We start from the raw sequence: 23,591 nt of genomic DNA on the forward strand, positions 1-23,591 counted from the left end.
GAACATATGAAACGTTTAGGAATCTCGATTTATCCAGAACATAGTACACTTGAGCAAGACAAGGCTTATATCGACCTTGCCCATAAATATGGTTTTAGCCGTATCTTTACCTGTTTATTGTCTGTCAATGGCGAAAAGGAAGAAATTTTACAGAATTTCAAGGAAACGGTAAGTTATGCTAGAAGCAAAAATTTTGAAGTGACGGTTGATATTTCACCGCGTATTTTTGATGATTTGGGAATCTCATATGATGATTTATCATTTTTTGCAGAGATGGGCGCACATGGAATTCGTTTGGATGTGGGCTTCACAGGTAAAGAAGAAGCCCTGATGACTTATAATCCGTATGGGCTCAAAATCGAAATCAATATGTCTAATGCGACAAAATATATGGAAAATATTTTAAGTCATGTACCCAATCGCGATCTTTTAGTCGGCTGCCATAACTTTTATCCCAAGCGTTTCTCAGGGCTTTCTTATGAGTTCTTCATTAAATGCTCAAAGATGTATAAGGAAAACTATATTCAGACGGCTGCCTTTGTTAACTCTCAAGACGCAACTTATGGTCCTTGGCCTGTAATGGAAGGCTTGGCAACTCTAGAATTGCATCGTGATTTACCCATCGAAGTTCAGGCACAGCATTTGGCAGCTACAGGTCTGATTGACGATATTATTATTGGTAATGCTTATGCGTCTGAAGCGGAAATGCAGAAACTTGCTGCTCTTAACCGTCAGATGATGACTTTTGGGATTGTGCTTGACGAAGCAATTACAGAGTTGGAGCGTATTATTGTGGCAGAAGAGCCTCACTTTTACCGTGGCGACATCTCTGAGTATATGATCCGCTCAACGCAATCACGGGTGAAATACAAGTCTGAAGCCTTTCCTAAAGGAAACACACGAGATATTAAGCGTGGTGATATTATCATTGAGAACGAAGCATATGGTCAATATAAAGGAGAGTTGAACATAGCACTTAAGGACATGAAAAATTCAGGTAAAACAAATGTAGTCGCCCGAATCCGGGAAGAAGAAATCTTCCTTTTGGATTATTTACAACCTTGGGAAAATTTTCAGTTCGAAGTTAAAGGATGATTGAAAGACATGAAAATTATTATCGGTGTGGATGCCGGTGGGACAAAAACAGAAGCTGTAGCTTACGATAGAGATGGGACTGCTTTATCAAAAGCATACTCTTCTTTTGGAAATGTATTAATTGATTTTGAAGCAGCTTGTCGGCACATCCAGGAAGCTATCGAAAGTTGTTTGGAGGCATTGCCCAAGGCAGAGTTGGTTGCTCTTTCTTTAGGCGTTGCTGGAATAGGTTCAGGAAAATATAGCACAGAGCTCCAAAAAGCCTTATCATCCTTTGGTGTTCCTATCAGGATAGAGACTGATGCACGTATCGCGCATGCAGCATATTTCCCCAATGGTGATGGTATTTTGACAATCGCTGGCACAGGTGCTGTCAGTTTTGGTCACAGGGGAGAAAAGCAAGTAATGACTGGTGGTTGGGGTCATCTGATTGGAGCTGATCGTGGTTCGGGCTATTGGATTGCTCTTCGCGCTATTGAAAAAATGGCAAACGACGAAGATCAGGGAAAATCTTTATCACAACTTTCACAAGTTATACTCGATCATCTCCAACTTCCTGATCCAGTTGCTATAAAACGCTTTGTCTATAGCGCGACAAAGAAGGAGATTGCTGCACTTACGTTGCTTGTTGTTGCAGAAGCGAATAAGCAAAATGATACAGCTCAAAGTATCTTGAAAGAAGCAGGGCAATTTTTGGCACAGATGACGATTAATAACTATATCAAGTTAGGCCAACCCAAGGATAGTAGTATTGCGCTGAAGGGTTCTGTTCTTTTGAAAATACCTCAAGTGTAAACAACATTCATACAGGAAGTGAAGAAATTTATGCCAACGGTCCTTATCATAACTGAGGAAGTATCCTCGACGCAAGGTGCATTTTTCTTGGCTTTGAATGAATTATGAAAGAATGGGGTTTGAAAATAAAGACAGCAGACAGCTATTGGTTCGCCATATTCTTTGCACTTTTTTTAAACATCTTGAGAAATATTCTCAGGTGTTTTTATTATACGTTCTTCTCAACATTTATTCTTGACATATCAAAAAGATAGGTTTACAATTGTAAACATAGGAGGCGGGCAGATGGAACTACATCATATATCTCTACTTACAGCTGATTTTGAGCAGAATTTTCATTTTTATGTGGATATTTTAGGTTTGCGTCTAGTTAAAAATTCTATTAATCAAGGTAATATCTATATGCGCCATGTGTATTATGGTGATTTTATGGGGACACCTGGGACTGTAGTGACCTTTTTCCCAGATCAGCGCTTTGATGTAGAACGGCAAGATGGGATGGGCTATTTGTCAGGTATCCAATTCAAAATTCCTAAGAATTCTACTGAATACTGGGCGCAACGTTTTAAAAAGTTCGGCTTAGAATATCAACACACAGACAATACTTTACAGGTTTTTGATTTCGACAATATTTTACTTGAATTTATCGAAGTAGAAGAGCAAAACGAAGATGTCCACATTAATGTGTTATCAGATATACCTCCTGCCTACCAGATTACAGGGCTATGGGGGAGTCGTCTCTACAGCTCAAATCTTGAACAGACCCGCCTTTTTTTCCAAGAGATGACGGGCTCTCAGGAAGGAATTATGCTTCTGCCCGCAACATCTTCAAAGAAGAAACGAGTGTGGGGGAGAGGTTCTATCGACCATATCGCTTTTGCAGTATCTAACAGTAAAGTGCTTGACCAGATTTGGGAAAAAGCGCTAACCTTAGGATATGAGAGAGAATTATATGCGGATCGTGGTTATTTTCGATCGGTGTATCTTAAAGAGCCAGGAGGTGTAAGAATTGAGTTTGCGACTCTAACTCCAGGTTTTACTCTGGATGAATCAATCCAAGATTTAGGAAGCAATTTAGCTTTACCGCCACGGTATGAAGCAAAACGTCAAGAACTCTTGCGTTACTATCAAAAGCAAGGCGTTCAATTTGAAAAAAAGAAAGAAGTAAATCATGAAAATTAAAGTACAACATCTTAACGGTCGTCAAGAAAATAAAGAATTCGCTAATGTAGAAGAGTTTGTTCTCCTCCAAAATCGTGAAATTCCCGCCTTAGAAGACTCAGCTAAGGTGCTAGAACTCGAAATTGATGGTCAAAACCGTGAATTTGATGGAAATATTGCTGCGCTCTATTTTGAATTGAGCAAATAATAAAAGCGCCCGCCTACTTGGCGATAACAATACACGGAGAAACAAAATGACAAGTGGACGTTTATCTGCATTTACAGATGGTATTGTTGCCATCTTAATTACCGTAATGGTCTTAAATTTGCGTATTCCTAAAGGCCCAAATTGGACGGATTTATTTGATATGGGATTTATTTTCTTAACCTATCTTGCAAGTTTTTACCTCTTGGCAATCTATTGGAACAATCATCATCACCTTTTCCATCTGGCTGAACGTGTTTCAGGAAGAATTCTGTGGTGGAATGTCGTACTCCTATTTTTTATGAGTTTTATTCCCTTTACCACAAACTGGCTGTCTGAATTTTCAGGATCAAAAACGCCAGAGATTGTTTATGCTGTAAATAACTTATTGATTGATATTATTTTCAATATCTTAAGCTATGAAATTTTTAAATCACGAAATTATAAACTAAAAGACATGCATTGGGTTTGGAAAGGCGGCTTTTCTATCCTCATTTTAATGGTGGGTATTTTGCTGACAGCTTTATTGCCTGTGGCTCAGATTTCTTTAGTAGCAACAATTTTGAGTATGATTCCCTGGATAATTCCAGATAAGCAGATTGAAAATTATGTTAATAAAAATTAAACCATCTATCGCCAAAAAAGTGACCAAACACAGCATTGAGCCACTTTTTTTATTGAAAGATAAATAAATTGTGTTAAGATGAAATATAGGGAGAAAAAGCATGATCAGAAAAATGAATCCTGAAGATTTACAAAAAGTTGTAGAGCTGTGGCTGAGAGTTAATATTGCTAATCATCGGTTCATCAAGCGTGAGTACTGGTTGAAGCAAGCTGCAGCTGTTGAAGAAGCCATGAAAGATGCTGACATATATGTTTACGAAGAAAACCAAAAGATTATTGCTTTTGTTGGTTTGATTGACCAATATATTGCAGGTATTTTTGTGAGCAACAGTAAGCAGTCTAAAGGTATAGGTAAAGCACTTTTAGAGTATATCAAAGCTTCAAGTCCAACACTCTCTTTAAAAGTTTACCAGAAAAATGAAGGCGCTCTTCGTTTCTATCAAAGAGAAGGTTTTAAAATAGTGTCTGAAGGATTAGATGAAGATAATAATGAAAAAGAGTTTTTAATGACTTGGAAATAAAAAAGAACCATATTTTGGTTCTTTTTTTATTTTCAATCAGTTGTTATAAAACTCAGGTAAGATGAACTGGTTATTATTTTCAAATTGTAAAGCTAAACTGAGCAGCAATACTTCCGAGTTTTTCTTGCCCCAGAGTTGGATGCCTTGTGGTAAATGTGTCTCCTCTTCCAAGTAGATTGGAAGTGACAAGGCAGGCTGTCCGGTGAGGTTACTGATAAAGTTGTAAGGTGTGAAAGCTAAGGAATTTTCAAATGCTTGCTCTATTGTTTCGATTTGCTCTGAGAAGTCATATAACTCCATGTGTTTCATTTTTTCCGTAATATTAGGATGGATGAGTTCTTCGTCAATTTTGGGCGCTGTTTTGGCTGTTGTCGGCGTTAAGAAGAGGTCAAAATTTTTAAAAATTTCTTCATCCAATGTGGCACAAGCGCTGTCCCACTGATTCAAAGCTTGAATATAAGAAGCAGCATCTGCATTGCGACCAGCTTCTAACAAGGCATAGGTTAGTGGCTCTACATCACTGTTAATTATCTTGCGGTCATTAGCAATTTCCCAAGGCTTAAGCATAGCATATGTTTCAGCAGCATTCATTTGATAATATGTTTGAATCAAAGGGCGTGCATCAAAAGGAAAAGCAACCTCTGTCAGTTGATGACCTTGAGCTTTGAGAAAATCCACGGCTTTTTGAAGGGCGGCCTTAGAAGTCTCCGAAAGCGTTATTCCAGATACCGGTGATTCAAAGGAATAAGCAATGTTTAAAGCTTTGTCTGGTTCCGCGAGATGATGCAGTGTCTTCTTATCTAATAACTCTGTTTGATAGGGATCGGCTTCTTGTTTAAGTTGCATTTCGGCCACAAAACTTGCGGTATCACGCACGGAAACAGTCAGAGCTCCTGTAGTTGCTGCGCCCTGCCAACCTCGGTAGTTTCCTGGGCCCTGTGGCATAAGACCTCGGGTCATTTTTAAACCAATAAGACCTGAAAAAGAAGCAGGAATACGTATAGAGCCGCCACCGTCAGAGGCGCCAGCCATGGGAAAGATACCAGACGCTACAGCAGAAGCAGCACCACCAGAAGACCCGCCAGAGTAATAAGCGGTATTCCAAACATTACGTGTGTCCCCATAAAGAGCTGAGTCCGTAATGTTTTTAAAACCAAATTCGGGAGAATTTGTTTGTCCAAAAGGCGTTAAACCAGCTTCAAGAGCGGCTCTAACAAAGTTATCGTCGGAGTGGGCAATGCTGTCCTCAAACAATTTTGAACTCGAAGTTGACGGAAGGCCTGTATGATCTTGCCCTAACATTTTTAAGGGGAAAGGGATACCTGCGAAATACCCGTGCTGTGTTTTTGGGAGATCAGATTGAGCCTGATTCATGTCGTAAGTAACGATAGCATTGTATTGTGGGTTGAGTTCTTCAAGTTTTTTTTGAGTATTTTTGAGTAATTCAGCATTACTGATCTGGCCAGAACGTACTTTTTCTGCCCAATATGTAGCGTCTTTAATCTTTACCATCTTTCATATCTTCCTCTCTAGGAGTGAAATCGCCACCGAGGTATTTTTCAGAAAGCTTTGTCATTGTGCCATTCTTTTGAAGTTTTACCAAGGCCTTGTCGACTTTTTGTTGGAGATCTTTGTCTTCTTTTTCCTTACCAAAAATGAAATAGCTAAATCCTGTGTGTTTATCTGTCTCGCCTAAATCAATCGGCTCGACCTTTAAGTCATAAGCGTGTTGTTGGATGATTTGTGTAAGTGAAATTTGATCGTAAATCACAAAGTCACTCTTGCCTGAGTCGACATCAGCAACATAAGATGTCAACGGATAGCTGGCATCCATGTACTTTAAATTCATTGCTTTATCAGGGTTTTCCTTGTTCCAGTTTTCAAGCATTGTTGCAACTTGCACACCAGATAGAACCTCGGTTGTTTTACCCGCTAAATCATTTAATGATTTGACTTGCAAGTCAGGTTTAACTGCTACTGATGTTGCGGACTTGGATAGAGGAAGTGAGTAGTTGTATTTTTCTGAACGCTCGGGTGTCCAAGAAAGAGCATTTGCGGCCATTTGGAAACGTCCATTATCAATACCAGAAAGTACGGAATTAAAATCAATCACTTGAAATTTTAATTTATACTCAGGGAGCTCTTTGAAAACAGCACGTGCAAGCTCAACATCGTAACCAGTCAACTTATCGTCTTCCATGTAGGTATTCGGTTTTGAGTTCGCATTTGTAGCTACGATAATTTCTTTAGGCTCAGGCTTAACGTTTTCTTTTTTGCTGCAAGCGGTCAAAACCCCAAAAGAAGTGAGAGAAAATAAGGCTAGACCTAAAACTAATTTTTTATTCATTTATATATAATATGGGTTTTTGCAAACCCTTCCTTTCTGTATATTTTTATTTTAGCAAATTTTAAAAATTCAGAAGCTTTTTATGTTTACAAATTTTTGGTATGATCAAAAAGAGCAACAGAATAAGATAGAGGAGAGAGAAAATGGTAAAACATATCTTTACATCGCAAATTAATTGGCAAGGTGGACGTAATGATGTCGGAAAACTGGAGACAGGCGCTTTACAAGAGGAAATTTCGATTCCATCTGTGATGGATGGTCCAGGTGTGGGAACTAATCCAGATGAAATGCTTTTAGGCGCCGCGAGTACTTGCTATACGATTACATTGGCAGCTTTACTTGAACGCAATGAAATTACAGTGCTTGATTTTAAGGTTGAATCTGAAGCTACAGTGAATATTGAAAAAGGAGTTTTTACCTACGAAAAGATTATACATAACCTATATTTGAAAATAGATGAGCATGCAGATTACGATAAGGCTTATCGTCTGGCTCAATATGCTGAAAGTTCTTGTATGATTTCTAGAGCATTACAAGGTAATGTTCAGATTAAGGCTAACATCCAGTTAGAAAAGGAAAAAGTAGAATAAATACAAAGTCCCATTTTTATTTTGATGAGGGGTAAGTACTTACGTGATATAATAGCAGTAAAAGTTTCAAAAAAATCAATTCGAGAAAAAATAGAAATCTGGAAATAAAAATGACGATTGCTTATTATAAAATACTCTCAAGCTCACAAGTAAGACCTTATCTTTTTCAAGCACGTTTTGGTTTAGAAAGAGAAGGACACCGTGTTGATTCGGTGGGACATTTAAGTGGATTAAATCATCCACCAGCTCTTGGTTCCCGAAATTTCCACCCCTATCTTCAAACAGATTTTTCAGAAACACAGCTGGAAGCTATTACGCCTGTTTTTGAAGAGTCAAAACATGCTTTGCAATTTATGGAAGCACTTCATGATGTGATGATTCGCTCTCTTGAGCAAGGAGAACTTCTCTGGTCCCAATCCATGCCCCCTGCTCTACCGGAAAACGAGTCAGATATCCGTCTTGCCAATCTAGAAAAAAAAGAAGATGTCCTTTATCGTGAAGGATTAGCAGAAAAATATGGCAAAAGAAAGCAAATGGTGTCAGGCATCCACTATAACTTTGAGTTTGGCAAGGATTTGCTGCAAGCAATGTGGAAGCAACAGCAAATGGTAGACTTTCAAACTTTCAAGTCTGAAATTTACATGAAACTCTCACGGCAATATTTGCGTTATATGTGGCTCATTACTTATTGTTTAGGAGGTTCTCCGCGAGCTAATGCTGGCTTTTTCACTGATAAATCAGAAAAGCCAAAGGAACCAGTACGTTCTATTAGAAATTCAAAATTTGGTTATCGGAACACGTCTGATATTTTTGTAAGTTATCGAAATCTCGAACAATATTATGAAGACTTGCATACTTATGTTAAAACAGGGGCGCTTTCTGAAATGAAGGAATTTTATTCTGCTGTACGCTTACGTGGTGGAAAGCGTGCAGAAGAGTTGCTTGACGTCGGTGTTCAGTATGTTGAATTTCGCAATTTTGACTTGAATCCCTTTGTGCGTGTAGGGATGGATGAGGATACCGCTCGATTTATTCACCTTTTTGCTCTTTATCTGATATACAAAGAGGAAGAAGGGGCACCAGAGGCTGCTCAGCGATTAGGTTATGAAATAAATGATGCAGTTGCTTTAGAAAACTCTTTAGAAAAAACAGCTTATTTTAATGAAGGCAAGGTCTTTTTCGCTCAGATGCGTACTTTCGCCCAAAACTTAGACTTTTCCAAAGATGATTTGGCGCTGATTGATAAATTTGCTCAAATGTTGGAAAAGCCTGAAACAACAATAGCTGGACAGATGGAGTTGGCTTACCGTCAAAACAAAACATTTGCCTTGGACTTGTCTCGCCAGTACCGTCAACAATCCTATAAACGTCCATTTCAGTTGGCAGGTTTCACTCATCTGGAACTTTCGACGCAAAATTTACTTTTTGATGCTATTCAAAAAGGCTTAAAAGTTGAAGTTTTAGATGCACAAGACCAGATGATTGCTTTAAGTTATAAATCTCATACAGAAATTATCGAAAAAGGGAATATGACTTCGAAAGATTCCATGGTCGCTTATGCCATTATGGAAAATAAAGTGGTCACGAAAAAGCTGCTCGGTCGGGCACATTTAAAAACCCCGCAAGGGCAGGAATTTAGCGATTTAGAAACTGCGCAAGCAGCCTTTCCGCTATTTGAAACGACTTCAATAGTTGTCAAACCTAAATCAACAAATTATGGCTTAGGAATTTCTATATTTAAGCAACCTGCGACTCAAGAACAGTTTTATAAAGCGCTAGAAATTGCTTTCCAAGAAGATAAAGAAGTTCTTGTTGAACGATTTGTTTCTGGTACCGAATACCGTTTCTTTGTGCTGGATGGCAAGACGAGGGCTGTTCTTCGCCGCGATGCCGCACATGTTATCGGTGATGGAGTGTCCACGATCAGCCAACTAGTTGCACAGAAAAATGAGAGTCCGTTACGCGGTCAGGATCATCGTTTCCCCTTGGAAAAAATCCAGATTACTGCCACCGAAAAACTTATGCTGGACGTCCAAGGTTATACGGAACAGAGTATACCTGAAAAAGACGTAAAGGTAAACCTCCGAGAAAATTCTAATGTGTCGACAGGTGGAGACTCTATCGATGTCACGGATGAGATGCCTGAAATCTATAAGAACATTGCTGAAAAAGCTGCCGAAGCTCTGCAAGTCAAGATTACTGGAGTGGATATATTGATTGAAGACTACAATGATATGTCGGGTGAAAAGTACAGTATTATTGAAGCTAACTTTAATCCTGCTATGCTTTTCCATCTTTATCCTCTTAAGGGAAAAGGCCGTCGAGTTACCATGGATGTTCTGTGCTTCCTATTTCCAGAAATATTTATCTAATAAATCCCTCTTGTTATAAGAGAGATTTTATTTATTGTACGGTATTTAGGAACATTTGATACGAAAAAGTTGATAATAAATTTATACTTTTTTATTTTTGTGCAGAATATGATAGAATAGACTTAACAAATAGAATAGGATAAAAAGGCGGTTTCAAATTTTTGAATCTGTCTTTTTATCGGGTATTGGGGTAGAGTTATGAAAAACAAACAATGGATGATTAACCTAGCAATTTCAAACTTATTGCTTGTGTTCTTAGGTGTAGGTCTCGTTATTCCTGTTTTGCCACAACTGAAAGAGCAAATGCATTTTTCGGGAACAACAATGGGAATGATGATATCGATTTTTGCTATTGCCCAACTGATTGCCTCACCAATAGCTGGGCATTTATCGGATAAAGTGGGACGAAAAAAACTCATCGCTTTGGGTATGATTATTTTCGCTTTTTCTGAACTTTTATTTGGTTTGGCACAAGTAAAAGCTCTTTTTTACGTTTCACGCGCTTTGGGTGGTATTGCAGCAGCTTTATTGATGCCTTCTGTTACAGCATATGTTGCGGATCTGACAACCTTAGGCGAACGTGCCAAAGCCATGGGTAAAGTCTCTGCCGCAATTAGTGGTGGCTTTATCATCGGTCCTGGTGTCGGAGGATTTTTAGCAACTTTTGGTATACGGGTTCCTTTTTTTGTGGCTGCACTTTTAGCATTTATCGGATTTATTTTGAGTATGACTGTGTTAAAAGAGCCAGAAAAAACAATGGATATTAATCCAGACACTCCAAAAGCATCTTTCTTGGATATTCTCAAAAATCCAATGTTCACATCACTGTTTGTCGTTATTTTAATTTCTTCGTTTGGTCTGCAAGCCTTCGAATCTATTTATAGCATCATGGCGACAATCAATTTTGGCTTTACTACAAGTGAAATTGCTCTTGTAATTACAGTAAGTGGTATTATTGCCCTTTTCTTCCAACTCTTCCTGTTCGACTGGATTGTTGGAAAGATTGGTGAAATGCATTTGATTCATTTGACCTTCTTTGCAAGTGCGCTCTTTATTGCTATTATTGCTTTCACAGGTAATCGCATCACCGTTGCTATTTCTACATTTGTTGTCTTCCTCGCTTTTGATTTATTTAGACCGGCAGTAACAACTTACTTGTCAAAACACGCAGGTGATCAACAAGGAGCAATCAATGGATTGAATTCAACCTTTACAAGTTTTGGTAATATTTTAGGTCCATTGGCTGCTGGAGTGATGTTTGATATCAATCATTTCTTCCCTTACTATATCTCTGCGATTATCTTGTTTGGTACGGGGGTGTTATCAATGCTTATGAACCGTAAATCTAAAAAAGTGAAAATCTAAAAAAGAGTTCCTTAGGGAACTCTTTTTTATTTACCACTTACAAGGGTTACCAAGTAAAGTAACGAATTAATTTGAAAATACCCAGGACGAGTACAACTACACCGAGAAGGGTCCAAAGAGCCATAGCACCCCACAAAGGTGTGAGTAAGAGCATGAAGCCTGCAATGACACTGAGGAGTCCTGAAAGAATTGTCCAAGGCTTAGATGGAGAATATGGAACGAATCCAAAGGAAACAAATCCTTCAGTAATCCATGTGAAACCAACTAAAATACCAATGATAATGAACAAAGTAGCTGTTGCAGCTGCCAAGTTAATCAAAGAGAAAATTCCCGCAACCAAGTAGACCGTACCTAAAAGAAGGTGCCCAAAGCGTGACCATGGATTTTCATTCATCAAGGCAAAGATAGAAACAAGATAAGAAATCCCGATTAAAATAAAGGAAATCCCAATCAAAACTGTCCCAACTTGTGCTGTACGCCCAGGCCAAAACAAGATGAGTAATCCAATAAGTGCGGAGATAAGACCATTAATTCCGACGTTGTTACGTAATTTTTTCGAAAAGTTTTCAGAAAACATATTCAATACCCCTTTCTTTTCTGATAATTTAATTATAACTTATTTTGGAAAGAAGTGCCCGTAATTCATTTGCTTAGTTATTATAATTGACTTTCTGAAAAAGGACATTTATACTTAAGGTAAAATGAGAAACGAAGGAGAAAAAAATGCAAATATCAAGTCGCTTTACGATTGCACTTCATATTTTTGCCTGTATCCATACTTTTGAGGGAGAGCACAAGATTACGAGTGATTTTTTGGCCACAAGTATTAATGTAAATCCCGTAATTATTCGAAGAGTGTTACAGCAGCTAAAAGCTAATGAATTGGTGCATGTTGTGCGCGGAAGCGGTGGGGCTGCAATCGCTAAACCAGTCGAAGATATTAGTCTATTCGATATTTATAATGCAGTTGAAGTCATTAATAAAAAGGGGTTGTTCCATTTTCATGAACATCCTAGTCCAGACTGTTCTGTTGGGAAAAATATCCATCAGGTGCTTGATGGTAAGCTTGATTTAATTCAAAAAGCAATGGAAGACCAAATGAAAGTGATGAGCTTACAGGAAGTAATCACTGATATTGATCATTATGTCACGATAAATCCTTAAGAAACCAAATCGTTGACATTTACTCAAGGCTTATGTAAAATTAGTTGTAACAATAATTATTACAACAAAAAAGACATTGGAGGTCTAATATGAAAATAGCAGTAGTAGCAGCAAATGGTAAAGCCGGTCGCCTTATTGTGCAAGAAGCAGTAGATAGAGGCTTGGATGTCACAGCAATTGTTCGAGGTGAAAACAAAACAGTAGCTCCGTCTTCTATCCAGAAAGATTTGTTTGATTTAACTAAAGAAGACATCAAGGATTTTGATGTTATTATTGATGCTTTTGGAACATGGGCAGAAGATAGCTTGGAGCAACATACTACTTCAATCCAACATCTTGCTGATCTTATTGAAGGCACAGACAAGCGTTTGTTGGTTGTAGGTGGTGCTGGAAGTCTTTATCTTAATCCAGAACATGATTTAGCACTTTATCAATCAGAAGGTTTCCCAGATGCTTTCAAACCATTGGCTACAGCTATGTCTGATTCATTGGCTGCCTTGAGAAAACGTCATGATGTCAAATGGACTTATTTAAGTCCTGCCGCAGATTTCCAAGCGGATGGTGAAAAAACGGGAGACTATGTTATTGCAGGTGAAGAATTTACGCTTAATGACAAAGGAGAAAGTGTGATCAGCTATGCAGACTATGCGAAAGCGATGATTAACATTGCACTAGAAGGAAATTATGTCGGACAACGTATCAGCGTTTTCCAAAAATAGTAAAAATAAGAGGGATTTTCTTGAGAAAATCCCTCTTATTTTTATACGTAAATTAATGAGCAAATAGTTTGACCTTTACTGACCAAAAGAGTATAATTAAGAGGTAGTAAGAAAAATGAGAAAAATACTACATTACTATGAAATGAATCGAGGTGCATTATGGACATCGGAAAAATGACAACAAGTATGCAAAAATCGCTTTATGAAGCGCAACAAATTGCGCAGACTCGCCATCATCAAGCGATTGAAATTCCACATTTATGGCGAATATTTGTGCAACCGAACAGTTTTGCCTTTAATTTTTACAAAGATTCAGAAATTAATATTGAAGAATTTACAAAAATTATTGAAAAAGAAATAGACAAGATTTCTTCTGTTGAAGGTAGCAATATTACCTATGGTCAAAATATTAGTGCAGATCTTTTTACTCTGTTTAATGCAGCAGATAAGATTGCTAAAGATATGGGGGATGAGTACCTCTCAACTGAAATTGTACTCTTGGCCCTTTTGGAGTTAAAGAAAAACCCTTTAACAGAATATCTTGTTAGCCATGGAATGAATAAAGAAAAAACGAAATTAGCAATTGAAAACCTACGAGGAGGTGATAAAGTGACAAACCAAAATGCTGAAGATACATATAAAGCACTTGAAAAATACGGCGTCGACCTTGTTGCTCAAGTGAAATCAGGAAAACAAGATCCTGTAATTGGACGTGATGAAGAAATTCGTGATATTATCCGTGTCTTGTCACGTAAAACAAAAAATAACCCGGTTCTGATTGGTGAGCCTGGTGTAGGTAAAACAGCCATTGTTGAAGGTCTTGCGCAACGTATTGTCCGTAAAGATGTACCTGAAAATTTAAAAGATAAAACAGTATTCTCTTTGGATATGGGTGCACTTATTGCGGGTGCTAAGTACCGTGGTGAGTTTGAAGAACGTCTGAAAGCCGTACTGAATGAAGTTAAAAAGTCTGACGGACAAATTATTCTCTTTATCGATGAGTTGCACACGATCGTCGGGGCTGGTAAAACAGAAGGTTCAATGGATGCTGGTAATCTTTTGAAACCAATGCTTGCACGTGGTGAATTGCATTTAATTGGTGCAACAACTTTGGATGAATACCGTAAATATATGGAAACAGATAAAGCTTTGGAACGTCGTTTCCAAAAAGTACTAGTTACTGAACCAACAGTTGAAGATACTATTTCCATTCTGCGTGGTTTGAAAGAACGTTTTGAAATTCACCACGGTGTAACCATCCACGATAACGCATTGGTTGCAGCAGCGACGCTTTCTGACCGTTATATTACAGACCGCTTCTTGCCAGATAAAGCGATTGACTTGGTCGATGAAGCTAGCGCAACAATCCGTGTTGAAATGAATTCTCTGCCAACAGAACTCGACCAAGCAAACCGCCGTTTGATGCAGTTGGAAATTGAAGAAGCAGCGCTCAAAAAAGAACATGATGATGCTTCGAAGAAACGTTTAAATATTATTCGTGAAGAAATCGCAGAACTTCGTGAAGAAAACAATCAACTTAAAGCCCAATGGGAAGCTGAAAAGAAAGAAGTAGGCAATATTTCTGATAAACGGAATGAACTAGAACGTGCACGCCATGAATTAGAAGAAGCACAAAATGAAGGTGACTTTGAAAAAGCTGCAGCTTTGCGTTACGGTAAAATTCCAGAAATTGAACAATCACTGAAAGAGCTTGAAAGCAAAGCAAAATCAGATGATCTTAGTCTTGTTCAAGAATCTGTTACTGAAGAACAAATCGCGGAAGTTGTGGGTCGTATGACAGGTATCCCTGTGACAAAACTGGTAGAAGGTGAACGTGAAAAACTCCTTCATTTGCCAGAGACACTCCATCAACGTGTGGTCGGGCAAGATGAAGCGGTCGAAGCTGTGTCTGATGCTATTATTCGCGCCCGCGCAGGTATTCAAGACCCTAACCGTCCTTTAGGTTCCTTCCTTTTCTTAGGTCCTACAGGTGTAGGTAAGACTGAGTTGGCTAAAGCATTGGCTGAAAATCTGTTTGATTCCGAAGAACATATGGTTCGTATTGACATGAGTGAATACATGGAAAAACATAGTGTATCACGTCTTGTCGGAGCTCCTCCAGGATATGTTGGTTATGATGAAGGTGGTCAACTGACTGAAGCTGTACGTCGTAACCCATATACGATTATTTTATTGGATGAAATTGAAAAAGCACATCCAGACGTCTTCAACATCCTGTTGCAAGTCTTGGATGATGGTCGTTTGACAGATTCAAAAGGTGTTTTGGTCGACTTCAAGAATACTGTTTTGATTATGACGTCAAATGTTGGCTCACAATATTTGCTGGATAATGTCGATGATCAAGGTGAAATTTCGGAAGAAACTACCGAAGAAGTAATGAAACAATTGCGGATGCACTTCAAACCAGAGTTCCTCAACCGTATTGATGATACTATTCTCTTCAAACCACTGTCACTGAATAATATTAAAAATATTATCGTGAAGATGACTGGCCAATTGACACAACGCCTTGAAGAAATGTCTGTGGAACTGGAACTCAGTGAAGAAGTCAAAGCATGGATTGCAGAAAATGCTTATGAACCTGCTTATGGCGCACGTCCATTAAAACGTTATTTGACAAAAGTTATTGAAAATCCACTTGCTAAGTTGATTATTGCAGGCAAGATTCCGCCAAAAACGAAAGTTATTGTCAAACTTGTCGACAATAAAATTAATTTTGATATCTTACCTATTGAAGAATAATTGAAGAAAAACAGAAATGCCCGTATTCTTTCGGGCTTTTTGTATATAAAAATAGTATTTTGTCGCAATTTACAGATAATTCTTGACAACTTATAGCTTTTAGATGTAAAATATAAGCACGATACATAGGAGGAGTCAATCATGGAAAAAACTTTCTTTATTATTAAACCTGACGGCGTACAAAGCGGTCTTATAGGTGAAATATTGAAACGAATCGAGCAGCGTGGTTTTCAGCTAGAAAAGCTAGAACTTCGCTCTGCTCCAAATGGAGACTTGATTGACAAGCATTACGAAGCCTTAGTTGATAAAGATTTTTATCCTAATATTCGTAATTATATGACTTCTGGACCAGTGGTTATTGGTGTAATATCTGGTGTTGAAGTTATTTCTTGCTGGCGCACAATGATGGGGACAACTAACCCTACTCAAGCTCAACCAGGGACTATTCGTGGAGATTTTGCTCAAGCACCTGAAAAAGGTAAAGCCATTAAAAATATTGTCCATGGATCAGACTCACCGGAATCTGCAGAGCGAGAAATAGCGCTTTGGTTTTCATAAACAGACATAATAGCAAGGACAAAGGCTTTCCTAGGAAGTTTGAGCGATAGCTCCAAACACTAAAGGGAAGTCTTTTTTGTTTGCTATTTTATTAAAGGAGGAAAAAAGGAGGAAAATATGAAAGAATTTTGGGGACTTCATCCGACCATTAAAATTAGGTTGGTAATGAATTTTTTAGGAGCACTTTGCTTTAGTACAGTGGGTGGTTCCATGACGATTTACTATAATAAGTATATGGGTGCTGGTATAACAGGCCTCTTGCTTATTGTGAGCTCTATTATGGTTTTTTTGGTTGGGCTTTACGCGGGACATTTGACAGACTTACGAGGGCGACGACCTGTCATGCTTTTTTCAACCGCAATTACTGCAGTTGGCGCAGCACTTGCAACCTTCTCTAATTCAGCATTTTATTTTAATCCTTGGGCAACCTTTTTCGGATTTTTAATCGTAAATTTTGGTTTCGGTTTTTTTAATACAGCCAGTCAAGCGATGATTGTGGACTTAACAACAAGTGAAAACCGGAGAACAGTCTACAGTATTCAATACTGGATTATCAATTTTGCTATTATGATTGGCTCAGGTCTTTCTGGCTGGTTTTTCCGTGATTATTTGGTCTGGCTTTTGCTGGTCATCACTATTGAAGAAATTCTGAGTTTTGTCGTTGTCTTGTTTTGGATTGACGAGTCTTTTGACCCACAACAAGAGCATCAAAAAAAAGCACCAAATATTATAAAAGCTTATTTCTTTGTGGCTAAAGATAGCATCTTTATGTCTTATTTATTTGCTTCGGTTTTTATTGCGATGATTTTTAATCAAATTGACTATTACTTGCCAGTACATCTAAGTGACAGTTTCTCAACAACACGCATTTTAGGGTTGGAACTTTATGGTCAACGGATGTTGACACTATTCCTATTGATTAATACCTTGATTATCGTACTCTTTATGAGTAAAATGAATCAACTGACTAAAAATTGGTCGCGTAGTACAGGGATTACATTAGGAATTTTTCTCCAAGGTTTAGGTTTTATTATTGCCTTTTTAGGTCATAATTTAAGCTGGGAAGTTACAGCAGCAGTAGTTGCTACTTTGGGCGAAATGATTCTCGTACCTTTCTCTCAAGCTTTGAGAGCCGACCTGATGGAAGGTGATCATGTTGGGACTTATACGGGAGCCTTTTCAGTGACTCAGCCAGTCGCTTCCGTACTCTCAGGTGTTTTGGTTTCGCTGTCAGCACTCTATGGGAATATTGGCATGGCTATATTTATGGGAATAATTATCCTTTTAAGTATCCTCCCCTCTCTGCGGGCTATTCGAATGCATGAAGCCTCATAGAATTTTAAAACTGTCCATGTTATAATAAAAAATAAGGAGTAAGAATAATGTCAGAAGGAATTATTGCTCAAAAAATTGTTTCTACCCATGTAAATGCATAAAATAAAATTTACATGGGAGAATAACAAGTGAAAGAAAACAAATATAATAATCAAGAATTTTTTTCAAAATATGCTCAAATGGAGCGTTCCAAATCAGGGTTAGAAGCTGCTGGGGAGTGGTCAGAGCTACGAAATATTTTACCTGATTTTCATAACAAAAAAGTTTTGGACCTTGGCTGTGGATATGGTTGGCACTGCAAATATGCTGTTGACAATGGAGCATCTTATGTCTTAGGCACAGATATTTCGAGTAAAATGCTGGAAAGAGCGACAAGTAAAAACTCAGATGAGAAAATAACTTATCAATGCATCGCTATGGAGGACTTATGTCTTGAACCGGATTCTTTTGATGTGGTTCTGAGCTCACTAGCCTTACATTACATTGAAGATTTGTCCTTGCTTTTTTCCAACATATATATGTGCTTAACTACGGGCGGTCAGTTTGTATTTTCCGTAGAGCATCCTCTTTTTACTGCATCTGGCCTGCAAGACTGGATTTATGATGCAAAAGGAAAAAAAGAGCACTTTCCTGTAGACAATTATTTCTACGAGGGAAAACGTAAAGTGTCTTTCTTAGGAGAAAAAGTAACTAAATATCATCGAACTTTAACCACCTACCTCAACACATTGCTACAACTTGGTTTTGAACTTCAACATGTGATTGAACCTCAGCCACCTGAACAAATGCTTGTACTTGAAGAAATGCGAGATGAGCTGAGACGTCCGATGATGTTGATTGTTTCTGCAAGGAAAAAATAAAGAAAAGCTAGGAATAATTATTCCTAGCTTTTGATTTTTACATAGGAGTATTGTTTGTATGACTGTGTATGTGGTATACTAAAGAAATAGAAAAAATTAGAAAAGGTGTTTTATGTCAGCCGTTAGTTTCATAGCTGTAATGTTGATTGGGGTCATTGTAGCAAATGTAATCAAAGAATTTTTCCCCAAAATATCTGAAACCTTTATTTTGATCGGAGTAGGGATTATTCTGAGCTTCTTACCAGAGTTTAGGCATTTTGAGTTAGAGCCAGAGTTTTTCATGATGCTAATTATTGCACCTTTAATGTTTAATGAAGGCAGTAAAACATCTTTGAAAGAAGTGAGAAAAAATTTCAGAGGAATATTTTTTCTCTCCATTACTTTAGCCGTTGTAACTGTACTCTTTGTTGCAGCATTGACCACAAATATTATGGGCAGTTGGATTTTCCCCTTGGCAATTTGTTTTGCTGCTATTGTTACACCGACGGACTCTGTTGCTGTTAAATCTATTATTGCGGGTAAAAAAATGCCCCAAGGTGTAAATGAAGCTGTCGAGTTTGAATCTCTTTTCAATGATGCATCAGGTTTGGTACTCTTGAGTTTGGGCCTTTCGGTGCTGGAAAGTGGCCATTTTAGTATTTGGAGTGGACTTGGTCAGTTTGCTTTTGTTTCTGTCGGTGGGATACTTATTGGACTAATTGTCGGGACTTTCTTAGTTCGTATTCGCATTGCGATTAATCTTCGGGCGACAAATCCAGAAGCAACGATTATTCCAATTTCTATTTTAACGCCTTTTGCTCTTTATTTGCTTGCTGAGCATTTTGGTACCTCTGGAGTACTTGCAGTTGTCGCTGCAGGATTAATCCATAATTTTGAAGGCGACATGCTTAAACTTACGTCGACCAATGTTCAACTTACCAATAATACCATCTGGGAAATACTGAGTGGAATCCTCAACAATTTTGTCTTTATTTTGCTAGGAGTAAGTCTTTTTGGTATTTGGGATATCTTTAAATCATTGGGCTTCAAGGAAGCTGTAATTCTCTTCTTTATCAGTGCTTTGGTTTACGTCCTCATGTTATTTATTCGGAAATTCTGGACCAATCAAAGAGGTAATCGCTCCATCGAACATTTCTTCTCAAACGATAAGAAAGAACGCAGTAAAGACTCCACTATCTTTGCTCTGTCTGGCGCACATGGAACAATGACATTGGCAATGGCCTTCTCTTTACCGGTGGATACTGCTATTTTGAGTACTGAAAATAGGGAAATTATTATTAGCATGGCAACGATTGTCATTTTGCTTAGTCTTATTGTGCCAACCTTCACCTTACCCAAATTTTTGTCACCCATGAAGGATGCAAGCTTAGACGATATTGATAGTGTTCGAAATGATATGGTCGACTACGCTATTTTACATATGATGCAAGTGATAGAGGATAGTAAGGTTCGTAGCAGCTTAACAAAACAATTGCAGTCACAAAAAGGCTTACAAATTCCAGATCATAATAAAAGCAGTCAGCTCTTAGAAAAGACTGTAACTTGGCAGGAAACATTGTTAGAAAGTTCCGATATTCAAGAGAATTTTTCACCGAAAGCGATTGACTACTTCCAAATTTACTTGGAAAATAGTAGCAAGCGTGCGATGAGTAAAAAAATAAGAAGACTTTTTTCAAGAAGAAGACAATTACGCAGAGCTGACCAAAGTGAAATGCAAGAATTCATGGCCCTAAGAAATGATCTGGGACGTCTAGAAGATATCCTTTATGAGGCTACAATGGAAAAATTAAACCGTCTTGAGAGAGAACGATTTGAGAAGAAAATTACTGACTTTAGCGATATTGAGGAAGTGAGACGCGTCTTTGAAAATAGACATTATCGAATCCGTAATGAAATTCAGGAAGAAACAATCGTGCCTAATGAATTGCTTATTGAAGCTTTCCAACTTGAATACCAATATGTGCTAGATCAAGCTAAATCGGAAGCAATCTCGAAAGAGACAAGCAACAAGCTCTTTAAAGAAATTAATAACGCACAAGTTTTACAACTACAAAATCAATAAAAAAGCCGTAAGGCTTTTTTATAATAACTTTCGCTTAAGAAAAGTACTGTAAAATATAAAATAATGTCTAAACTGAAAACGTCCTATTGACAGACGACCATTTATAAATTGCTCACAGATAAGGGGGGATTATGGTTTCCAGAAGCTCAAAAAGAAACAAAAAAGGGTTTTTAAGAAAACTACTTGGTTTTCTTGCAGGACTTATTATTGTACTTACGCTTTTTGTCGGAGGTCTTGTTTTGCTAGGGCGTTATGCGATCGCCAATAATACGGATAATCTTCTATCGAAAATTATTCCTTACTCAGAAAGCTTGACTGATGCTTCTGGAAATATTGTTCCGGCAAGTCCTGATGATATTGTCTCTACACTGAATCAAAATGCTAGTAATATCGTGAGTCGTTCGCAAGGCTTTATTGATTCGGCCCAAGCCACAACAGATGGACAGACGTTAAAATATACAGTAAAGTCCTCTAAAATGAATGGCTTTCTATCTCACAGTATCTTAGCAACAAATGGTGATCAGATAGAAAAAGTTGCCGATAAAGTTTTGGAATCAATGAAAGCTTCTGGGGTAAATCAACCTCAACTCGTGGTAAATCTTACAGATGACCAAGGGAAAACAATTCAAACTATTAGTTACAAATGAAAAAATCAAAAAGTTTCTTGACCTGAGCAAGAGGCTTTTTGTTCTATTAAATTTTATGTTATAATGAGAAAAAATGAGAAAGTAGGCCCAAATTTATGGAATATCAATTGAGCTCAACATCTGCTTTTCCGCTTGTACATGTTAGCTTGCAAGACAAGGAAGAAATTCAGATTGAATCAGGAGCAATGGTTTATCATAACCCTTCAGTCACACTTGAAGGAAAGATGAACAGCAATGGAAAAGGTGGGATTGGTGGTGCCTTAAAAGCTCTGGGACGTTCAATAACAAGTGGCGAAAGTTTCTTTATCACGAAGGTTAAATCAAGCAGTGCTAATGGTCAAATTACTTTGGCTCCAGCTACTCCGGGTGCTGTAAAAGAACTTAGTATTGGTCAAGAACAATGGCGATTGAATACAGGTGCCTTTCTTGCAAGTGATGGCGATGTTCACTATACAATGGAACGACAAAAACTAAGTGGCGCTCTTCTTGGAGGAACTGGTGGTCTCTATGTGATGGAAACACAAGGAAGCGGCCGCATGTTAGTAAATGGCTATGGCGATATTGTGGAGATTGAATTAGACGGCACAGAGGAATATATCGTGGATAATCATCACGTTCTTGCTTGGAGTAAAACGCTTGATTATTCAATCGAAGTCGCTTCTGGAACTTTTGGTTTTAAAACTGGTGAGGGGCTCGTCAATAAATTTAAAGGGCGTGGAAAAATTATGATTCAAAGCCGTAATATGGAGGCTTTTGCCGAGTCAATCATTCCTTTCTTACCAAGTAATGGTTAAATAAAAAAAGCTATCGGTGATAGCTTTTTTTAGGTTTATGAATCAGATAGTTTTTGGTTAAGCAGCGAAAGTTTTCTATTGCCGCGGTAGAGCTCAAAGATGGTCCAAATGAGTAAGGCGATAACTAAAACAATAAGAAGAATTGCTGTCCCATCTGCAAGATAGGCAAGATTCTTAGGAAATAGGCTTTCAATTTGATCTGGTAGACCAATAAGATTAAGATAAGTTAACGCAATGACAGAGAACCAACCAAAGAATTGAACGATCCAATTATTTTTAAATTTGCCCATTTCATTTTTACTATTTGTCAGCATAAGTAAGGGAATAATCGAGAAGGGCAATGCAAATGCAAGAAAGACTTGTGAATTATTCATGAGGTTGTTAATGGCTTCGTGCTGTGCTTTTAAACTGTAGCCGCGTGTCATCGTAACACAAATCAAGACAGGAACGACAGAGAGTAAGCGCGTGATGAGACGACGTGCCCACATTGGCATCCGCATATGGATAAAACCTTCCATAATGATCTGTCCTGTTAAAGTCCCCGTGATTGTCGAATTTTGCCCAGAAGCCAGTAAAGCTACGGCAAATAAGGTAGATAAAGCACCTGTTTTAGCAACATCCGCAAGTACACCATTGCTTAATAAATCTGGTGTCGAAAGGGCATCGTAAAGGCCAAAAAATGAAGGGTCGTCAATGACACCTGTCTTAAATACAGCAACACCCATAATGAGCAAAAGCGAATTAACAACAAAAGCTAAACTCAATTGGATATTAGAATCCCAAGTTGAAAAACGAACAGCTCGAGCGATGTCTTTATCGTCATCGTGGTCAATTTTACGACTTTGTGAAATTGAAGAATGAAGATAGAGATTATGCGGCATAACAGTTGCTCCGATAATACCAAGTGCCCCTGTTAAAGGTGTCATTCCTGCAATAGAAGGAGAGGTAGCGAAGGTACGTGTATTTGGAATAAAACCTTCCACAATTCCTTTCCAATCGGGATTAGATAAGGCAACTTGATAGGTGAAAATAAATAAAATCACCAAAATTAGACAGACAACGAGTGCTTCAATCTTTCTAAAACCTACTTTTGTGAGAAGCAACAATAAAAAGACATCAAAAACCGTGATAAAGACTGCTAGAATAAGCGGAATATCGAAAAGTAAATAGAGGGCGATTGCTGCACCAATAACTTCTGCAATGTCTGTTGCCATAATTGCAAGTTCTGTAAGCACCCATAGGATGATTCCCAAAGTTTTGCTGGTTCGTGCACGGATAGCTTGGGCAAGGTCCATTTGGCTAACAATCCCGAGTTTTGCTGACATGTATTGCAGAAGCATGGCAATTAAGCTTGACATCAAAATAACAGAGATTAATAAATACTGAAAATTTTGCCCGCCTGTGATTGAGGTAGACCAGTTTCCTGGATCCATATAACCCACAGCCACTAAGGCTCCAGGTCCTGAATACGCAAGAAGTGTTCTAAAAAACCTGCCATCTTTTGGAACTTTTACTGTTCCATTAATCTCTTGAAGAGACTTTCCGTTTGTATGATAAATCAACTTATGGGGTTGATTTTTAAGATCATTCATTTTTACCTTCTCTAAGTTGAAC

At 38.0% G+C, this 23,591-nt stretch carries 22 protein-coding genes; 18 read left to right on the forward strand and 4 right to left on the reverse strand.

Annotated elements, in window-relative coordinates:
• Positions 1–6 precede the first annotated feature (6 nt).
• The 6 genes from KJS37_RS05635 to KJS37_RS05660 all read left to right on the forward strand — a co-directional run bounded on the left by KJS37_RS05635 (position 7) and on the right by KJS37_RS05660 (position 4,401).
• Positions 7–1,095 (forward strand): DUF871 domain-containing protein, encoded by a 1,089-nt coding sequence (locus KJS37_RS05635; RefSeq protein ID WP_213496284.1) that lies wholly within the window; start codon positions 7–9, stop codon positions 1,093–1,095.
• Positions 1,096–1,104: 9 nt separating this feature from the next.
• Positions 1,105–1,890 carry a BadF/BadG/BcrA/BcrD ATPase family protein gene (locus KJS37_RS05640; RefSeq protein WP_244851357.1) on the forward strand — a complete coding sequence of 262 codons (786 nt, stop codon included), beginning with the start codon at positions 1,105–1,107 and terminating at the stop codon, positions 1,888–1,890.
• A 285-nt stretch (positions 1,891–2,175) separates the two neighbouring features.
• Positions 2,176–3,072 carry a VOC family protein gene (locus KJS37_RS05645; protein ID WP_213496286.1) on the forward strand — a complete coding sequence of 299 codons (897 nt, stop codon included), beginning with the start codon at positions 2,176–2,178 and terminating at the stop codon, positions 3,070–3,072.
• Positions 3,062–3,259, forward strand: coding sequence for a DUF4649 family protein (locus KJS37_RS05650; RefSeq protein WP_017369312.1), 198 nt, complete (start codon positions 3,062–3,064; stop codon positions 3,257–3,259). The genes KJS37_RS05645 and KJS37_RS05650 overlap by 11 nt, the downstream gene beginning before the upstream one ends.
• A gap of 46 nt (positions 3,260–3,305) precedes the next feature.
• Positions 3,306–3,881 carry a TMEM175 family protein gene (locus tag KJS37_RS05655; protein ID WP_213496288.1) on the forward strand — a complete coding sequence of 192 codons (576 nt, stop codon included), beginning with the start codon at positions 3,306–3,308 and terminating at the stop codon, positions 3,879–3,881.
• Between the two features lie 100 nt (positions 3,882–3,981).
• The gene (locus KJS37_RS05660; protein ID WP_213496291.1) at positions 3,982–4,401 is read left to right on the forward strand and encodes an N-acetyltransferase; all 420 of its coding nucleotides are present in this window, start codon (positions 3,982–3,984) and stop codon (positions 4,399–4,401) included.
• Positions 4,402–4,437: 36 nt separating this feature from the next.
• On the opposite strand, the gene KJS37_RS05665 is transcribed toward KJS37_RS05660, so the two are convergent.
• On the reverse strand, positions 4,438–5,913 hold the full coding sequence (locus tag KJS37_RS05665) for an amidase family protein (protein ID WP_213496293.1): 1,476 nt from the start codon (positions 5,911–5,913) through the stop codon (positions 4,438–4,440).
• Positions 5,900–6,748, reverse strand: coding sequence for a transporter substrate-binding domain-containing protein (locus KJS37_RS05670; protein ID WP_213496295.1), 849 nt, complete (start codon positions 6,746–6,748; stop codon positions 5,900–5,902). The genes KJS37_RS05665 and KJS37_RS05670 overlap by 14 nt, the downstream gene beginning before the upstream one ends.
• Before the next feature lie 143 nt (positions 6,749–6,891).
• Between KJS37_RS05670 and KJS37_RS05675 the strand changes: the two genes are divergently transcribed.
• From KJS37_RS05675 to KJS37_RS05685, 3 genes are all read left to right on the forward strand, one after another.
• Positions 6,892–7,338, forward strand: a complete 447-nt coding sequence (locus KJS37_RS05675; RefSeq protein ID WP_213496297.1) for an SACOL1771 family peroxiredoxin — start codon at positions 6,892–6,894, stop codon at positions 7,336–7,338.
• A gap of 110 nt (positions 7,339–7,448) precedes the next feature.
• Positions 7,449–9,710, forward strand: a complete 2,262-nt coding sequence (gene gshAB / locus KJS37_RS05680) for a bifunctional glutamate--cysteine ligase GshA/glutathione synthetase GshB (RefSeq protein ID WP_213496298.1) — start codon at positions 7,449–7,451, stop codon at positions 9,708–9,710.
• Positions 9,711–9,908: 198 nt separating this feature from the next.
• Positions 9,909–11,075, forward strand: a complete 1,167-nt coding sequence (locus KJS37_RS05685; protein WP_096368217.1) for an MFS transporter — start codon at positions 9,909–9,911, stop codon at positions 11,073–11,075.
• 46 nt (positions 11,076–11,121) lie between these two features.
• On the opposite strand, the gene KJS37_RS05690 is transcribed toward KJS37_RS05685, so the two are convergent.
• Entirely contained in the window at positions 11,122–11,652 is a 531-nt protein-coding gene (locus tag KJS37_RS05690; RefSeq protein ID WP_213496299.1) for an HdeD family acid-resistance protein, read from the reverse strand.
• 146 nt (positions 11,653–11,798) lie between these two features.
• On the opposite strand from KJS37_RS05690, the gene KJS37_RS05695 reads away from it, so the two are divergent.
• The 9 genes from KJS37_RS05695 to KJS37_RS05735 all read left to right on the forward strand — a co-directional run bounded on the left by KJS37_RS05695 (position 11,799) and on the right by KJS37_RS05735 (position 21,977).
• The gene (locus tag KJS37_RS05695; RefSeq protein ID WP_213496300.1) at positions 11,799–12,239 is read left to right on the forward strand and encodes an Rrf2 family transcriptional regulator; all 441 of its coding nucleotides are present in this window, start codon (positions 11,799–11,801) and stop codon (positions 12,237–12,239) included.
• 89 nt (positions 12,240–12,328) lie between these two features.
• Positions 12,329–12,958 carry an SDR family oxidoreductase gene (locus KJS37_RS05700; protein ID WP_165712149.1) on the forward strand — a complete coding sequence of 210 codons (630 nt, stop codon included), beginning with the start codon at positions 12,329–12,331 and terminating at the stop codon, positions 12,956–12,958.
• A 159-nt stretch (positions 12,959–13,117) separates the two neighbouring features.
• On the forward strand, positions 13,118–15,721 hold the full coding sequence (gene clpB, locus KJS37_RS05705) for an ATP-dependent chaperone ClpB (protein WP_213496301.1): 2,604 nt from the start codon (positions 13,118–13,120) through the stop codon (positions 15,719–15,721).
• Between the two features lie 141 nt (positions 15,722–15,862).
• Positions 15,863–16,279 carry a nucleoside-diphosphate kinase gene (gene ndk, locus KJS37_RS05710; RefSeq protein ID WP_096368220.1) on the forward strand — a complete coding sequence of 139 codons (417 nt, stop codon included), beginning with the start codon at positions 15,863–15,865 and terminating at the stop codon, positions 16,277–16,279.
• 117 nt (positions 16,280–16,396) lie between these two features.
• Entirely contained in the window at positions 16,397–17,614 is a 1,218-nt protein-coding gene (locus KJS37_RS05715; RefSeq protein WP_213496302.1) for an MDR family MFS transporter, read from the forward strand.
• A gap of 128 nt (positions 17,615–17,742) precedes the next feature.
• On the forward strand, positions 17,743–18,474 hold the full coding sequence (locus KJS37_RS05720) for a class I SAM-dependent methyltransferase (protein WP_213496303.1): 732 nt from the start codon (positions 17,743–17,745) through the stop codon (positions 18,472–18,474).
• A gap of 112 nt (positions 18,475–18,586) precedes the next feature.
• The gene (locus KJS37_RS05725; protein ID WP_213496305.1) at positions 18,587–20,536 is read left to right on the forward strand and encodes a cation:proton antiporter; all 1,950 of its coding nucleotides are present in this window, start codon (positions 18,587–18,589) and stop codon (positions 20,534–20,536) included.
• A 131-nt stretch (positions 20,537–20,667) separates the two neighbouring features.
• Entirely contained in the window at positions 20,668–21,183 is a 516-nt protein-coding gene (locus tag KJS37_RS05730) for a hypothetical protein (protein WP_096368224.1), read from the forward strand.
• Positions 21,184–21,278: 95 nt separating this feature from the next.
• Positions 21,279–21,977 carry a TIGR00266 family protein gene (locus tag KJS37_RS05735; RefSeq protein ID WP_017369328.1) on the forward strand — a complete coding sequence of 233 codons (699 nt, stop codon included), beginning with the start codon at positions 21,279–21,281 and terminating at the stop codon, positions 21,975–21,977.
• Between the two features lie 35 nt (positions 21,978–22,012).
• Here KJS37_RS05735 and KJS37_RS05740 read toward each other — a convergent pair whose 3' ends face one another.
• A complete protein-coding gene (locus tag KJS37_RS05740) occupies positions 22,013–23,569 on the reverse strand; it encodes an Nramp family divalent metal transporter (RefSeq protein ID WP_213496307.1) in 1,557 nt (518 codons plus the stop codon).
• Positions 23,570–23,591 lie beyond the last annotated feature (22 nt).

This window comes from Lactococcus formosensis, assembly GCF_018403745.1.
Classification (GTDB): domain Bacteria; phylum Bacillota; class Bacilli; order Lactobacillales; family Streptococcaceae; genus Lactococcus; species Lactococcus formosensis.

Bases quoted from the DNA above. Each gene is read 5' to 3' on its own strand.
- KJS37_RS05635 (WP_213496284.1), top strand. From the start codon at position 7: ATGAAACGTTTAGGAATCTCGATTTATCCAGAACATAGTACACTTGAG.
- KJS37_RS05640 (WP_244851357.1), top strand. From the start codon at position 1,105: ATGAAAATTATTATCGGTGTGGATGCCGGTGGGACAAAAACAGAAGCT.
- KJS37_RS05645 (WP_213496286.1), top strand. From the start codon at position 2,176: ATGGAACTACATCATATATCTCTACTTACAGCTGATTTTGAGCAGAAT.
- KJS37_RS05650 (WP_017369312.1), top strand. From the start codon at position 3,062: ATGAAAATTAAAGTACAACATCTTAACGGTCGTCAAGAAAATAAAGAA.
- KJS37_RS05655 (WP_213496288.1), top strand. From the start codon at position 3,306: ATGACAAGTGGACGTTTATCTGCATTTACAGATGGTATTGTTGCCATC.
- KJS37_RS05660 (WP_213496291.1), top strand. From the start codon at position 3,982: ATGATCAGAAAAATGAATCCTGAAGATTTACAAAAAGTTGTAGAGCTG.
- KJS37_RS05665 (WP_213496293.1), bottom strand. From the start codon at position 5,913: ATGGTAAAGATTAAAGACGCTACATATTGGGCAGAAAAAGTACGTTCT.
- KJS37_RS05670 (WP_213496295.1), bottom strand. From the start codon at position 6,748: ATGAATAAAAAATTAGTTTTAGGTCTAGCCTTATTTTCTCTCACTTCT.
- KJS37_RS05675 (WP_213496297.1), top strand. From the start codon at position 6,892: ATGGTAAAACATATCTTTACATCGCAAATTAATTGGCAAGGTGGACGT.
- gshAB (WP_213496298.1), top strand. From the start codon at position 7,449: ATGACGATTGCTTATTATAAAATACTCTCAAGCTCACAAGTAAGACCT.
- KJS37_RS05685 (WP_096368217.1), top strand. From the start codon at position 9,909: ATGAAAAACAAACAATGGATGATTAACCTAGCAATTTCAAACTTATTG.
- KJS37_RS05690 (WP_213496299.1), bottom strand. From the start codon at position 11,652: ATGTTTTCTGAAAACTTTTCGAAAAAATTACGTAACAACGTCGGAATT.
- KJS37_RS05695 (WP_213496300.1), top strand. From the start codon at position 11,799: ATGCAAATATCAAGTCGCTTTACGATTGCACTTCATATTTTTGCCTGT.
- KJS37_RS05700 (WP_165712149.1), top strand. From the start codon at position 12,329: ATGAAAATAGCAGTAGTAGCAGCAAATGGTAAAGCCGGTCGCCTTATT.
- clpB (WP_213496301.1), top strand. From the start codon at position 13,118: ATGGACATCGGAAAAATGACAACAAGTATGCAAAAATCGCTTTATGAA.
- ndk (WP_096368220.1), top strand. From the start codon at position 15,863: ATGGAAAAAACTTTCTTTATTATTAAACCTGACGGCGTACAAAGCGGT.
- KJS37_RS05715 (WP_213496302.1), top strand. From the start codon at position 16,397: ATGAAAGAATTTTGGGGACTTCATCCGACCATTAAAATTAGGTTGGTA.
- KJS37_RS05725 (WP_213496305.1), top strand. From the start codon at position 18,587: ATGTCAGCCGTTAGTTTCATAGCTGTAATGTTGATTGGGGTCATTGTA.
- KJS37_RS05730 (WP_096368224.1), top strand. From the start codon at position 20,668: ATGGTTTCCAGAAGCTCAAAAAGAAACAAAAAAGGGTTTTTAAGAAAA.
- KJS37_RS05735 (WP_017369328.1), top strand. From the start codon at position 21,279: ATGGAATATCAATTGAGCTCAACATCTGCTTTTCCGCTTGTACATGTT.
- KJS37_RS05740 (WP_213496307.1), bottom strand. From the start codon at position 23,569: ATGAATGATCTTAAAAATCAACCCCATAAGTTGATTTATCATACAAAC.